We start from the raw sequence: 15,541 nt of genomic DNA, 5'->3' as shown, positions 1-15,541 counted from the left end.
TTTCACAATAAAATCTTATTCTTAAACAGATTAGGCATTGATACCATATAATGCATTAATTTTATTTTAAACTATAATATCTAAAATGAATACAGCACTTCAACAAGATTTAAACGATATTGAAAATATACTTGAACAAGTAAAACAACAAGGAATAGCGTTTTTAAATTCTCTAGATTCAATTCCAACATCCAATTCCAACAGTATAACAACCAACCGAAATCTTAATCAGGAAGGATTAGGCGCATTATCGGCTTTGGAAGAATTTAATCAGCGATTAGCACCATTAATGATTGCATCGCCAGGACCAAGATATTTAGGTTTTGTAACTGGTGGGAGTACACCAGCTTCTATAGTTGGTGATTGGTTAACGACAATCTATGACCAGAATACGCAAGCGGTAAAAGCACAAGGAGGAGTTTCGGCTTTAATAGAAATCGAAACTATTAATTTATTATTACAATTGCTGGATTTGCCAAAATCATTTCTTGGCGGATTTGTAACTGGAGCAACAATGTCTAATTTTACTTCATTGGCTGTTGCAAGACAATGGTTTGGAAAACAACTAGGAAAAGACTTTGCTAAGAACGGAATATCTGAACCTATTACGATTTTTTCATCTACGCCACATTCATCTTCTATAAAATGCTTGTCAATGTTAGGTATTGGAAGTCAGAACTTCACTAAAATAAAAACAATCGAAGGAAACCGTGAAGCAATAGATGTAGCCGATTTAGAAAAAAATATCAAAGCTCTAAACGGAAAACCATTTATTGTAATTACAAGTGCAGCAACAGTAAATACAGCCGATTTTGATGATTTTGTAGCAATAAATGAATTAAAAAAGAAGTATAAATTCTGGTGGCATATTGATGCTGCTTTTGGAGGATTTGCAGCTTGTTCGCCTAAATATAAACATTTGGTAAATGGTTGGGAAAATGCAGATAGTATTACAATAGATTGTCATAAATGGCTTAACGTCCCTTACGAAAGTGCTTTTTATTTGATAAAAGAAGAACACAAAATATTACAGATAGAAACATTTCAAAATTCGAATGCACCCTATTTGGGAGATCCATTAGAGAATTTTAGTTTCTTAAATTTCTTACCCGAAAACTCAAGGAGATTAAAAGCATTACCAGTTTGGTTTTCTTTATTAGCTTATGGAAAAGAAGGATATCAGTATATAGTCGAAAATAGTGTAGCTCTTGCATTGCAATTTGATGCATTTATTACAGAGAATGAAAACTTCGAGTTATTAGCACCAACAAGACTAAATAATGTTTGCTTTACATTATCGGGAGATCATAATCAGGAGAAAGTAAATTCATTCTTGACTAGCCTTAATGATAAAGGAAAAGTATTTATGACGCCCACTGTTTATCAAAATCGTAAAGGAATTCGTGCTTCATTTGTGAACTGGAGGACAAGTGAAAAGGATATAGAAATAATCGTAGAAGAAATGAAAAATAGAATTCTAGAGTTGAAAATATAAGTAAAACATACAATAGAATTTTTTGAAACTAGCCCGTTTAATTTTTTAAACGGGCTAGTTTTTTTATTTCTTGATGAATTGAAGCTTTGAGTTTTAACTTTTAAGATGTTAAATTTTAATCGAATATTAAGTTAATCTTAATTATTCACTAATAAATATATTAATTTTTTATTGAATTGGCTACTTGAAAGTTAATCATCGTTTTTATTTAGAATAATTAAAAATAACTTGGAAATGGTGTTTATTGATGTTAATTTTGTGCCAAATTAATTTCAACTTTAAGTAATGAAAATAAATAGAATATTTATCTTAATCCTGGTGCTCTTAACTTCGATTCAAGGTTTCTCACAAAATAACAAAGTAAAATTAAATGGGGTCATTTTAGGTAATAACGGGCAACCTGTCGAAGGTGTTTCTGTAGAACTAAAAGGTACTGCTTACTCAACATTAACCAATGAGAAAGGAGAATATGAAATTATAGCAGAACCACGAAACTATATTTTATCTATTACTTATGTTGGATATAAACCAAAGCAAGTAAAGATTAATTTAAAAGAGGTAAATCAAACAGTTCCAACTCTTACTATTGAAGAAGATATGGCTGCGTTAGATGAAGTTCAGGTTAAAGGAATATCTAAAGTAACCAGAGTAAAAGAATCTGCTTTTCAGGTTAATGCGGTCGATACTAAGTCAATGGCTAATATTACATCCAATTTGAGTCAAATATTGAATAAAACTACTGGAGTAAAAGTTAGGGAGCAAGGAGGTATGGGGTCTGATTTTGATTTTTCTATCAATGGTCTTTCTGGTAGTGCCGTAAAGTTTTTTATAGATGGTGTGCCTTTGGATATTATGGGGAGCTCCATGTCGTTAAACAATATACCAGTTAATTTATCTGAAAGAATTGAAGTATATAAAGGTGTAGTACCAGTAAATTTAGGTTCTGATGCTCTTGGCGGTGCTGTAAATATTATTACGAATCATCAAATATCAAATTATTTTGATATGTCTTATAGTTTAGGATCATTTAATACGCATAGTGCTTCATTAACAGGACAGCTGCGTGACAAAAAATCAGGATTAACTTTTAAAGCTTCTGGTTTTTTAAATTATTCGGATAACGATTACACAATGCGAGATGTACAAGTAATAGAAGTGATTGATAAAGATAATTCTCGATTTGTTACTGGTGATTTTAAAAGATTCAATGATCAATTTAAGTCTGCTATGGGGCAGGCAGAACTAGGTTTCGTTGATAAATCTTGGGCTGATATGTTTTTTATTGGAGGAAGTTATTCAGCTACAGAAAAAGGAATACAAACAGGAACTAACCAAGACGTAGTGTACGGTCAAGTACATAGAGGAGGAGATGCTTATTCATTCTCACTAAGATATTTAAAAAAGAATTTGTTTACAAAAGATCTTGATTTAAGCTTTTTTTCTTCCTATTCAGACGATCAATATACTATTACAGATACTGCACTTAGAAAATATTATTGGGACGGAAGTTATGTGGCAGCTACTTCTTCCGAAATGGGAGGGCCTGTAACTAAATGGAATATTCGACGTCCAAAATATTTTATCGGATCGAATCTTAGCTACAAAATAGACCATAATAATTCGTTAAGTCTAAACTATACTCTGGACAAGGTCGAAAACAAGACTTATGATGAGTTGCTTACTGACAAAGATTATAATCCTGGGAAAATTACAAAGCATATTATTGGGCTATCCTATCAACAGAATTTATTGGAAGAAAAACTGACCAACACGTTTTTTGGAAAATATTATAGCATGTTGTTAGAACAACCTTTTGCTATTACTAATTCTGGAACTGGAGCGGGTGAAACTGTTAGAGATAACAATGGTTACACCGGATATGGAATTGCATCACGCTATAAAATAACTTCGTCTATAGGTATAAAAGCTTCTTATGAAAAAGCATATCGCTTACAAAGAGTAGATGAGGTGTTTGGTAATGGGTACTCGGTTGTAGCTAATCCTAATCTTAAACCAGAGAATAGCGACAATTACAATCTGGGTGGTTATTGGAAGAATGCAGCGGAAAATCATCATTTTTTTATTGAAACAGGAGGGTATTTAAGAAATGCGAAAGGCTTTATTTCTCCAGTTGTTTATCAATCGAATAGTCAGATAAGTAGATTTGAAAATACATCAAATGTTCTTATCAAAGGACTTGAGGCCGATATTAAGTACAATTATCAGGATAAAATAAACGTTGGGATAAATTTTACTTATCAAAGCACGCTTGACAACACGAAATATCCTAATGGATCAAATTCAGGAACAATATCTGCTACATACAAAGATGACTTGCCTAATAGACCTTGGATGTTTGGTAATGCCAATTTAGGATATAGAAAGTCGGACTTCATTAAAAAAGGAAATAATCTACAGCTTAATTGGGATTTGCAATATACACACTGGTATTACCTTACATGGGAAAACTATGGTACAAAAGAAGGGAAAAGTATAATTCCTAATCAGTATATCCAAAATGCATCTATTTCTTATTCTATGAATTCTGGAATGTATAATATTTCTTTAGAGTGCAACAATCTAACAAATGATTTGGCTTATGATAATTTTAAGCTACAAAAGCAAGGACGCTCCTTTTCAATTAAATTTCATTATTTCTTAAAATAGCCTGAAACGAACTTTTATTTTTAATAATTATATAAAAAATATTTTAAACATGAAACGATTTATTAAACCCTCTTTTTATTTTCTATTTATTAGTACATTGATAATGGGTACAACTATTTCTTGTTCTAGTAATGATGATTCTGGAAGCGATTCAGATGGTGCAAAAGCTGATTATGCGCTATGGTTGCAATTAGGGAGTTGGCCAAATACAACTCAGTACATTGTAGGAGTTGATGATTTAACTAAAGGGAGTGTTAGTTTGGTAGGTAATGGTGCCGAAGTTACAAGCAAGGCAGATTATGGAATTATTGCCAAAAACGGGTTTTATTACTATCCAAGTACAAGTTCTAATTTTGGTAAAATGACTAAATTCGAATTTAAAAACAATCGATTATCTGTTGTATATGAAGTGCCTTTTACGTATCAAAAATCTATAAGTTGTTATGCATGGGTTGATGACAACACGCTAGTATTGTTTGGAACGAATGGAGATGGAAGCAAAGTATTATATACCGTTGTAAATGCCACAACACTTTGGATAAAAAATGGAGAATTGGCATTGCCTGCGATTCCAGCGGGATATACTTCTTATAATCAAGGGAATATTCAATATTCAAACGGAAAATTATATGTAGCATTTTCTAATATGGCAATTTGGCCATCACTTGCTGAGGCAGGTATGAATATTGCCGTAGTAGATTATCCAAGTTTTGCTGTTGAAAAGGTTATTAAAAGCTCGGAAGCGGATGGAAATGGAGGATCTAATATGTGGATGCCAACTTCTTGTACTGATGAGTCTGGTGATGTTTATATGATGTTTTTTGCTGACTGGATGACTTCTAAAGATAGTCCAACAAAAATATTTAGAATCAAAAAGGGTGAAACTACATTAGACTCTTCTTATAATTTTAACCTTGGTACTGCTTTAGGAGGAGAAACTGCTAGTGGACTTTGGTATGTTGGTAACGGTAAGGCTATTGCTAAATACATAGATTCAAAAATAGTAACAGAAAATCCTTCAGGATTGTTTAATACTAAATTTGCTTTAATCGATATAGCTACTAGCTCGGTAATTAAAAAATTAGATTTACCTGCAGATAAAGGAAGCCAATTACAAAATGTAATTACATCTGATGGTAAAGTATTTATTCAGGTTAATGCTGAAACTACTAAAGATTATATCTGGGAAGTTAATACCACAACAGGTGCTGTAACTTCAGGAGTAGAAATTGTTGGAGGTTATGATTATATTTTACGTTTAGATAATTTGAAATCATCTAAGTAAAAACTTTAAGAGCTCTTGAAATTTTATTTTCATTTCGCTATTTTCATTAATTGATTGCAATTGCTAAGCTTACACTTTAAGCTAATACAATTTTAATGGCTTGAGGAATTACTTAACTATAAATATTCCTCAAGCCATTTTTACTAATACATCTTTTTTGCCCATAAAAACTATTACCTATTAAAATTATAATATCAATGAGTACTATTAAAAGCCGTTCGAATAAACCACCAAATAAAGGAAAATCACGTTTTAGTAAAATTAATGCATGGTTGCATTTATGGTTAGGACTCGCTTCGGGACTCGTTGTATTTATAATGGGAATTACAGGTTGTATTTTGGTTTTTGAGCAAGAAATCAAACATGCAACATCCTCTTGGCTTAATGTAGAAGCACAAGAATCAGAGAAAGTATTACCGCCCTCTAAGATATATCAAGCAGTAAGTAAAGCTTTGCCTAATAAAGAGATTCATGGTTTATGGTACAATGGTTTAGATAAAACTATAAAAGTAGACATCGAATCGGATTCTTTAATTTATGTAAATCCTTATAATGGTAAGATTACCGGAATTGTAGATCACGAAGATTTTTTTCATATCATGGACGAAGGACATCGTTACTTATGGTTAGGTCGGGATATTGGTTCGCAAGTAACAGCTTGGGGAACGCTAATTTTTTTCTTTCTTCTTATAAGTGGACTTATTCTTTGGTTTCCAAAAAAATGGAACAAAACAACTAGAAATAGTAGTTTTAAGATAAAGTGGAATGCTAAGCTCAAACGTTTGAATTATGATTTGCATAATGTAGTGGGATTCTACACTATTATATTAGCATTACTTATTTCGTTTACTGGATTATTAATGAGTTTTCATTGGCTAAGAGAAAGCACCTATTGGATAAGTGGTGGTTGGGCTGATGAAAAGGAAAAAAAGGAACAAGTTGTTACTGCCAAAAAAGATACTTTATCTAAAAAGCAATTAGACAAACTGGCTGCAGCCGATTTTATCTGGAACAAAGTACGTAAGGAAATTGCCAAAGAAAATAAAGAAGCTGTTATCATTGATCTTCCACATGAGCCAGAAGATGATTTTTACGCTTGTACAGATATGAATAAAGGAGTTTGGAGGGATTTGTACTTTGATCAACAAACATTGGAATTAAAGCCTAATTCGCAGAAATATATTGATAACGAACGTTTCTCTAAATGGCTTATGCGATCTAATTATAGTTTACATATAGGAGCTATTGGAGGAATACCAACTAAGATTTTATATTTTGTAGGTAGTTTGATATGTGCAAGTTTACCAGTTACAGGTTTTTATATTTGGTGGGGAAGAAAGAAAAAGCAAAAACCTACAGTTAAAATTTAATATTACCCATTTACATATTTTTAGTTAGTTAAAGTCTTTTGAAAGTATTCGTACTCTTCAAAAGACTTTTTTGTGTTTTAACTTAAGTAAAATATTGAATTATTTTATCACGAAACAACCACAATATTGTCTTTCTGAGGAACGAAGAATCTCCGAAAGAAACTAACACAATGTATTTATTTCAAGTTTGTCGAGCTACTAATGGAGATTCTTCGTTCCTCAGAAAGACAAGTATGCGATAACTATTCCGTAGGTTTTAGTATTGTTCCATTGCTTTGGATTTAGTTTGGAGCAATTTAGAAATTCATTTAATTTGTATTATCTACATTCTATTTTAATACAAAGACTATGATGATTACAAAAACATATATAACAAAGAAAGCCCATGAAATTTCATGGGCTTTCTTTGTTATAAAATGTAGCTTTTTTAAATTCTGTAAGTAAAGGAAATTGTTGCTACACGGCTATCAAGATTATATCTTTTGTCAATGCTGGTTTGTCCGATAACCGAATTGATATTGTATTTATTGGTATTAAAAATATCGGTAACATTAAACTTTATACTGCCTTTGTTAGCAAGAACCTGTTTTGATAATCCGATGCTAAAATCAAAGAAACTATCTCTTTCGTAAATCCCAACATTCGATTTTGATTGATATTGTACATTTGCTTCCGCTTTCCAGGTATCTGTAATTGTAAATGAGTTTTGAACACTTAAATTTAAGGTTACAATTGGGTCGATTGTATTGGTATTGATAATCTTTCCTTCAAATTTATTCTCAAAAACATTAAAAAGCGTGTTCACCGACCACCATTTATAAATATCGGTTGTATTGGTAATATTTACACCATAATTGTATGATTTATTGGCATTGATTTGTGACGTAACCGTTGTGTTATTATCAGGATTGTAAACATATATTTCTGTAAAAACATCTTTGGTTTGATTAAAATATACCGAAGCCATAAAAGCACTTTTCCAAGAATATCCTATTTCTGATGTATGTGTAATTTCAGGAACCAGATTAGGATTACCTTGAGAATAATTGAACGAATCGTCATAAAAACGGAACGGATTCAAATCAAATTGACTCGGTCTGTTTATTCTCTTACTGTAAGAAGCATGCATAGAATGGTTACTACTCAATTCATATTTAAGCGAAAGACTAGGGAACCATTTTAAATAATCATCTTTATGTTTCTCATTTAATGTCTTTTGGTTAATGTCAATTGCAGTATATTCAGTTCTTAAACCTCCCTGAATACTTAGTTTCTCTAAACGATATTTGTAATTAGCATAAGCAGCATAAATTTGCTCATCATATTCAAAATGATTAGTAGAATTAAGATCAACAATCCACTGATTGTTATCGTTGTATTCATACACCGATGGATTGTCATTGTTTTTGATGCTACCTTTAAAACCCCATTCCAAAGTCTGTTTTTCTTTAATTGGATTTGTAAAATCAACTTTTCCAGTAAAGACTCTCAATTGAGATGGAATATAACCTCTTCTGTCATTAATTGCAGTGCCTGGAATTTGATTTTGCGCACTTTGAAATTGATTAGATCTGAATTTTGAAGTTTCATATTCAAAATCAAAAGACATGTTTTTCCCTTCTGTATTAAACTTATGTACGCCAGAAAAAGCATAGGTATAGTCATACCACTTTTCTTTGCTGTCATTGTAAGTCAAAGCGTCAAATTGCAACTGATTTAAATTATTATATAGTGTATTCCCTCCATTAGCAATATTTTCATAGCGACCGATTTTTGCGTCAAGCGAAACTTCTAAATTTGTTTTAGAAGAAACCTCATATGTTGTTCCTACTTTGAAGTTGTTAGACGTAAGAGGTTCATTAGTTGTTGAATTTTGATAATTCTTTGTTGCAATTTCTTGTCTTGTAATATCAGTAAATTGAATTTGTTCAAAATTCTTGCGTTCCTCTTCACCTCTATAAGTGTAGCTGTAATTACCAAAGACTCCAAACTTATCTTTGTTGTAACTTAAATTCATTCCTGTATTGGTTCTGTTTTTTCTTCCTCTTCCATAACTAGAAAATACAGTTCCTTTTATTCCAGCACTACTTGGTTTCTTCAAAATAATATTAATCATTCCAGCTTTACCAGTGGCATCATATTTAGAAGAAGGATTAGTAATAACCTCAATTTGTTTGATATTAGATGAGGTTGTTGATTTTAAATAATTAGCAAGTTCCTTTTGCGAAAGCTGCGTTAATTTACCATTAATCATAACGCCAACGCCTTGTTGTCCTCTAATAGATAATTCTCCGTCCTGAGAGACTACAACACCTGGAGCACGCATTAAAACATCCAGCGCAGTTCCGCCTTCAGACACAATGCTATTTTCTACATTAAAAACCATTCTGTCTGATTTTTGAGTATATAGAACTTTCTTTTTTACGATTATAATTTCATCTAATGCGTTTATTGATGTTTCGATAATGCTGTCTTTTCCTTTTTCAGTTTGCGAATAGGCATAAACAGAAAATGCAAGCATAATTGATGTTATAATATTTTTCATATTATTTATTTTTAATTTTTGAAGAATAATAAAACGGCTTTAAAAGTTGATTAAGCCTTAAGAGTATAGTTTATCTATGATGATTGTGTTTTAAGAAATAGAAATTTTGGATAATAAAATAGAATCTTTAATAGGTAAGAAAATTATTTTATTCGAATGCTTTTTTGGGAGATAAAATATGCTGTTTATAAGCGTAGAAAGTAGCGTTTTTGTGGGGTAAAGTAAAAACATGATTGCCTGTTATTTGAAGTTTTTAAACTTCAAATATATAACTATTTATAACAAGTCTAAATAAAAATAAATTTAAATTTGTTCAGAAATGATAACTTACTGATAGTTAGTTGTTAGCAAGATAAGAGACGGTTTTATATTGTAAGATATGACTTGTTTATTCACTTAAATGTTGAGAATTTCTAAAAGCTATAATCTGCAAGAAAGTATTGATTTCGCTAGGTGTTGAATAGAAATGATGTTCAAGATACTTTTGGTTTAGCTTATAATGTAAATCACTTTTTTGAAATTTTAAAAGTTAATTTAACAGAGACAATTTTGTGCTTAGATATAATGATTGCACTATATTGAAAAGGCTCGTTTAATCAACGAGCCTCTTATTTAACTTGAGAAATATTTACTTAAAATCTAAAATTATAGAATCACCATATCTTCCATTATTATAAACACTAACTCGCGTACTTCTTGGAGATTGTTGTCCCATAAAAGAAGGGAACACTTGATATAAACTCATATAATATTTTAATGTTGTTTTTTCTGGATTTAATGTGACATGGTATTCTGTAAAATTGTATGTGTAGCCATTAGCAGGAATGCTAAGTCCTGGAATTAGATTTGTGCCAGTAAGGATTAATGTGTCCGAATAATTATATGAAGTTTGATTGGCTGATATAATTTTTGGAGCATTTTCAGCTAAGACATCAATAGTATAATTGGTTTCAGCTTTAATTTCTCCGTTCAATTTAACTCTTAATTTATAATTATTGGCGGTTAGTATTTTTTCATCAAATTTAAAATAAAAAGCAGTATGTATTTTATTTTCACTAGTGTAACTTACAGGATCAAAATAATTTAATAAATAAGAATTTTTATCATTTTCAAGATACAATTTATAATTTGAATCAGATAATAAATCTATATTACTTAATTGCCCTAATGAGACTGCTCTAATATAACATTTTGTGATAGTTGATGTAATTTCTGGTTTTACGATATGAACTTTGTAGACATTACTTGTACCATTTTGGGCAGTTACTGTATATTCTAGCCCAGAGGTAAAGTCTTGGCTGGTTTCTGCATCAGGTGATATTTTAGCTAAGGGTGAGATTGTTATTTTAGGAAAAATATTTGTAATATCTTTATATGTAGTAATATTAATCGATAAGCTGGTTTGGTCTATTATTCCTGTGAAAGTTTCATTATCAATATTGAATTTAAAATCAAGAATTTTCTTTTCATTTGATAAAGGAGTATTATTTGTGATGACGTTATAAATAACTTTGTTACCATTTTCAGCAGTAATTGTATATGTGATTTGCTTATTGAAATCTTGTGGGATTTTATCAGGAGAAATTGTTGCTTTTTCAGAAATTTCAATATCAGGAATTATTTGATTTTCTAATTCAATACCTTTTGTAGTTAGAGTGATTGTCTTTGCAACATCATCAATTTTGCCAATATAGATGTCACCCTTTAGAGACGTTAATTTAAATGTAAGGATTTTGTTTTCAGAACTTAATTTTTGGGAATCATCTTTTGAACAATTAAATAATAATAAAGTGGTAAGAAAAATTAATAGCGTTTTTATTTTCAATGTTTTGGGTTTTAGTTATAGTTTTTAATTTTTAGTTAAATTATTTAGTAATCTCTCTAAACACAGCTTCCAGATTTTTATTTTTTTGATTAAGCTGTAATGTCTTTAAACCGTTGGCAGTTGCAAAGTCAAAAATAGCTGGGCGCATATCTTTTTCAGTGACAAATGTCAGTTCCCATGTCATGTCATGAGTATTTATATACGAAGAAATGTTTTCTAATTTTGCAATTAATTGTTCTTCAATTCTATAATCAAATTCTACTTCGATAACTTGCTCTTTATTTTCGGCAATTAATCTGTCAAGTTTTTTGTCAGTAACAATTTTTCCGTTGTTAATGATAATAACTCTGTCACAAATTGCCTCCACTTCTTGCATAATATGTGTCGATAAAAAAACAGTTTTATTTTTACCTACATTCTTAATTACGTTTCTGATTTCTATTAACTGATTAGGATCCAGACCAGTTGTTGGCTCGTCTAGAATTAAAACATCAGGATTGTGTAACAAAGCATTTGCCAAACCTACACGCTGACGATATCCTTTAGATAATTGTCCTATTTTTTTATGACTTTCGGCTGACAGTCCTGTCAGTTTTATGACTTCTTCAATTCTCGATTTTGGAACCTTATAAACATCAGCATTAAAAGCCAGATATTCACGAACGTACAAATCTAAATACAACGGATTATGCTCTGGCAAATACCCAATAGATAGCTGTACTGCCTTGGTATCAGTCATGACATCATGACCGTTTACAAGGGCTGTACCTGAATCGGCTAACAAATAAGTAGTTAAGATTTTCATCAAAGTTGATTTTCCTGCACCGTTTGGGCCAAGAAATCCAACGATTTCACCTTTTTCAATAGAAAATGAAATTTTATCTAATGCTTTTTGAGTACCGTAACTTTTTGATATGCTGTTTACTTCTATCGACATGACTTTTTTATTTGATGCAAAAGTAAACAGAAATCTGCTTGATTGCTAAATTTTTGGTCTTTAAAGAAATCATAAAAAAAACTTAAAGGCGAGCAGTAACGGCACTGTTATTGTTAAAAGAGTATTAAATTTAAAATATTACAAATGAAAAAAATGTTAGTTGTTATTGCATTAGCTGTAGTTAGCTTTGCAAATGCTCAAAAAGGAACAATCTTAGTTGGTGGGAACATCTCGTACACTTCTGAAAAATCAGAATTCAAATTTGGTGAAGAAAAAACAAATACTTTTAGCTTTTCTCCTAAAGTAGGTTACCAATTTAATGATAACTGGACAGTTGGGGGTGAATTTACAGTAGCATCATCTAATGAAGATAATGGAATTGAAGAAGTAAAAAACAATGCTTTCAAAATTGGAGCATTTGTACGTTACTCTGTGCCATTAAACCAAACTTTTTCTGTATTTGCTGATATGGGTGCAGGTTTTCAAAACGTAAAACATAAAGAATACGGACCTGGAAATGCTTACTCAAAATCTAAAGCAGATGGTATGTACGTAGGTGTAACTCCAGCTCTTTTCATTAACATGAAAAATGGTTTCGGTTTAAACTTTAATATTGGTGGTTTAGGTTATGAAACTTTAAGTTTTGATAATGATGGTCCTGATAACAGTAAATTCTTCTTTAATTTCGGTAAAGAAGTTGGTATTGGAATTTCTAAAAACTTCTAGTCTTAAATAGATTAAAATTTTAAAAGCATCCGTCATTGGCGGATGCTTTTTTTTATGCTTTAGATTAAAGTGTTTTGAAAATGAAATTTCTTATTTAGCCCCGATAGAAACGATATCCTGTTGTGGCGTTTTTTGCCACAATAGATATAGTGGATAGCGGGACAAAAGATGTTTTGAAAACTTAAATTATCTGCTTCAAAAAAAATAGAGCCAACTAAAGTGAAATCGAAAATAATCATAACTACAAGAATTTCGACTCCACTAGTTGACATAAATAACAAAAAATAGATCTAAATAAAAATTATTAACTCACTGGGTTTTCAACGGCTGCTCTCATTTCCTGAGCTGCAGAAACCATCTCGATCAGGGCTTTTTTTGTTTCATCCCAATGACGTGTTTTTAAACCACAATCAGGATTTACCCATAACTGATCTACAGGAATAACGGCAGAAGCTTTTTCTAATAGTTTAACCATTTCCTGACTAGATGGAACGCGAGGCGAGTGGATATCGTAAACTCCAGGTCCAATTTCATTAGGATATTTAAAATCGGCAAAAGCATCTAGTAATTCCATTTGCGAACGCGAACATTCAATCGTGATTACATCAGCATCCATATCGGCAATATTCTGGATAATGTCATTGAATTCGCTATAACACATATGTGTATGAATTTGAGTATCATCTTTAACGCCACTTGCCGAAATACGGAAAGCTTTTACAGCCCAATCCAGGTAAGTTGCCCATTCTTCTTTACGCAATGGTAATCCTTCGCGAATAGCAGGTTCATCAATTTGGATAATTTTAATCCCTGCATTTTCTAAATCTACAACCTCATTACGTATTGCCAATGCAATTTGAGTACAGGTTTGAGAGCGCGGCTGATCGTTACGAACAAATGACCATTGCAGAATAGTCACTGGACCAGTTAACATTCCTTTTACCCATTTAGGAGTTAGCGATTGCGCATATTCTGACCATTTTACAGTCATAGGTTTAGGTCTCGAAACATCACCATAAATTACAGGAGGTTTTACACAACGGCTACCATAACTTTGTACCCAACCATTTTTGGTAAAAGTAAATCCAGCTAATTGTTCGCCAAAATATTCCACCATATCATTACGCTCAAACTCACCATGCACGAGAACATCAATGCCAGTTTCTTCCTGAAAACGAATTGTATCTTCAGTTTCTTTCTTGATTAAATCGTCGTATTGTTGTTGCGTTAATTCGCCTTTTTTAAATTTTGCTCTCCAGCTTCTTACTTCGGGAGTTTGCGGGAAAGAACCTATTGTTGTGGTAGGGAACAAAGGAAGATTTAAAGCATCGATTTGTTTTTTACGTCGGATAGCAAAAGTGTTTTTTCGCTGGTCATCACCAGAAGTAATGCTGGCCACACGATTTTTAACCGATTCGTTATGGATTAATTTTGATGTTTTTCTGTTTTCGTTTGCTAATGTATTTTCTGCAAATGGAATAGAGTTTTCTGTATCTATTTCTTTTGAAGCAAACTGTTTCAATAAAACAACTTCTTGTATTTTTTGTTTCGCAAAAGCCAACCATTGCTTAATTTCGGGAGTAAGCGTTTCGTTGTTTGTTTCTAACTCTAAATCGCAAGGACTGTGAATTAATGAACACGATGGAGCAATTAATATTCTGTTTTCGCCAAGAGCTTTAGTCGCTTTTTCGATAATTGCCAATGAATTTTTAAAATCATTTTTCCAGATGTTTCTTCCATCAACCAAACCAAGAGAAAGATTTACGTTTGGAGATAGTTGATTTGATTCTAAAATATCATCTAATTGTAACGGACAACGAACTAAATCTAAATGTAAAGTATCAACTGGCAAGGCCAATGCCGTAGCTAGGTTTTCGCCAAAGCAATCAAAGTAATTAGCCAGAATGATTTTGATATTCGGGAAACGGTTGTTGATTTCAGTATATACTTTTGTAAAAGTGTTTCTTTCTTTATCGGTTAAGTTCAGCGCTAAGAAAGGCTCGTCTAATTGAATATAAGTTACATTTTCGGCTTCAAGCTTTGCAAATATTTCAAAATATACAGGAAGCAAAGATTCGATAAGATCAATTCGGTGAAAACCTTCTTCTTTTTCTTTTCCTAAAAGTAAGTAGGAGATAGGTCCGATAAGTACAGGTTTTGTAGCAATACCTAAATCATTTGCTTCTTTAAATTCATTGATTATTTTTTCTGAAAACAGAGTGAATTTTTGGTTTTTTGTAAATTCAGGAACAATGTAATGATAATTGGTATCAAACCATTTTGTCATTTCCATAGCAACAACATCTTGTCCGTTTTTTTGCGAACCTCTAGCCATTGCAAAATACAAATCGATAGAAGAATTAGTTCTTGCAAAATCATTATAACGTTCAGGAATTGCTCCTAAAGTTAATGTTAAATCCAGAACCTGATCGTAAAATGAGAAATCATTCGACGGAATTAAATCAATGCCAGATGCGGCTTGTAATTGCCAGTTTTCTTTACGGATGTTTTTACCGACAGCCAGAAGTTCTTCTGCCGAAATTTTATCTGCCCAGTATAATTCACTAGCTTTTTTTAATTCTCTGTTGCTGCCAATTCGAGGATAACCTAAATTATTTGTTTTCATTTTGTTTCAGTATTTTTTACTAAACAAATTTATTGTATTAGATTTTATAACTTATATTTGGCTTT

At 31.5% G+C, this 15,541-nt stretch carries 9 protein-coding genes; 5 read left to right on the top strand and 4 right to left on the bottom strand.

What is annotated here, in order from left to right; translation table 11 throughout:
- Window positions 1-85 precede the first annotated feature (85 nt).
- The 4 genes from SHI72_RS10165 to SHI72_RS10150 all read left to right on the top strand — a co-directional run bounded on the left by SHI72_RS10165 (window position 86) and on the right by SHI72_RS10150 (window position 6,817).
- Window positions 86-1,495: a pyridoxal phosphate-dependent decarboxylase family protein gene (locus SHI72_RS10165; RefSeq protein ID WP_323489894.1), complete on the top strand. Its 1,410-nt coding sequence runs from the start codon at window positions 86-88 to the stop codon at window positions 1,493-1,495.
- Window positions 1,496-1,780: 285 nt separating this feature from the next.
- Window positions 1,781-4,162, top strand: coding sequence for a TonB-dependent receptor (locus SHI72_RS10160; RefSeq protein WP_323489893.1), 2,382 nt, complete (start codon window positions 1,781-1,783; stop codon window positions 4,160-4,162).
- Window positions 4,163-4,211: 49 nt separating this feature from the next.
- On the top strand, window positions 4,212-5,447 hold the full coding sequence (locus tag SHI72_RS10155; protein WP_323489892.1) for a DUF4374 domain-containing protein: 1,236 nt from the start codon (window positions 4,212-4,214) through the stop codon (window positions 5,445-5,447).
- Between the two features lie 197 nt (window positions 5,448-5,644).
- On the top strand, window positions 5,645-6,817 hold the full coding sequence (locus tag SHI72_RS10150; protein ID WP_323489891.1) for a PepSY-associated TM helix domain-containing protein: 1,173 nt from the start codon (window positions 5,645-5,647) through the stop codon (window positions 6,815-6,817).
- A gap of 427 nt (window positions 6,818-7,244) precedes the next feature.
- On the opposite strand, the gene SHI72_RS10145 is transcribed toward SHI72_RS10150, so the two are convergent.
- The 3 genes from SHI72_RS10145 to gldA all read right to left on the bottom strand — a co-directional run bounded on the left by SHI72_RS10145 (window position 7,245) and on the right by gldA (window position 12,124).
- Window positions 7,245-9,362: an outer membrane beta-barrel family protein gene (locus SHI72_RS10145; RefSeq protein ID WP_039116923.1), complete on the bottom strand. Its 2,118-nt coding sequence runs from the start codon at window positions 9,360-9,362 to the stop codon at window positions 7,245-7,247.
- Between the two features lie 628 nt (window positions 9,363-9,990).
- Window positions 9,991-11,187: a DUF5018 domain-containing protein gene (locus SHI72_RS10140; RefSeq protein WP_039116924.1), complete on the bottom strand. Its 1,197-nt coding sequence runs from the start codon at window positions 11,185-11,187 to the stop codon at window positions 9,991-9,993.
- Window positions 11,188-11,227: 40 nt separating this feature from the next.
- A complete protein-coding gene (gldA, locus tag SHI72_RS10135) occupies window positions 11,228-12,124 on the bottom strand; it encodes a gliding motility-associated ABC transporter ATP-binding subunit GldA (protein WP_323489890.1) in 897 nt (298 codons plus the stop codon).
- A gap of 144 nt (window positions 12,125-12,268) precedes the next feature.
- Here gldA and SHI72_RS10130 point away from each other — a divergent pair, with 144 nt between their 5' ends.
- Window positions 12,269-12,850 carry an outer membrane beta-barrel protein gene (locus SHI72_RS10130; protein ID WP_039112444.1) on the top strand — a complete coding sequence of 194 codons (582 nt, stop codon included), beginning with the start codon at window positions 12,269-12,271 and terminating at the stop codon, window positions 12,848-12,850.
- A gap of 304 nt (window positions 12,851-13,154) precedes the next feature.
- Here the strand turns inward: SHI72_RS10130 and metE are convergent, their stop codons facing one another.
- Complete coding sequence (gene metE, locus SHI72_RS10125) at window positions 13,155-15,476, bottom strand: 5-methyltetrahydropteroyltriglutamate--homocysteine S-methyltransferase (RefSeq protein WP_323489889.1); 2,322 nt, start codon at window positions 15,474-15,476, stop codon at window positions 13,155-13,157.
- Window positions 15,477-15,541 lie beyond the last annotated feature (65 nt).

This window comes from Flavobacterium sp. PL02 (assembly GCF_035013205.1).
Classification (GTDB): Bacteria; Bacteroidota; Bacteroidia; order Flavobacteriales; family Flavobacteriaceae; genus Flavobacterium.
This window is presented reverse-complemented; position numbering and strand designations above follow the sequence as displayed.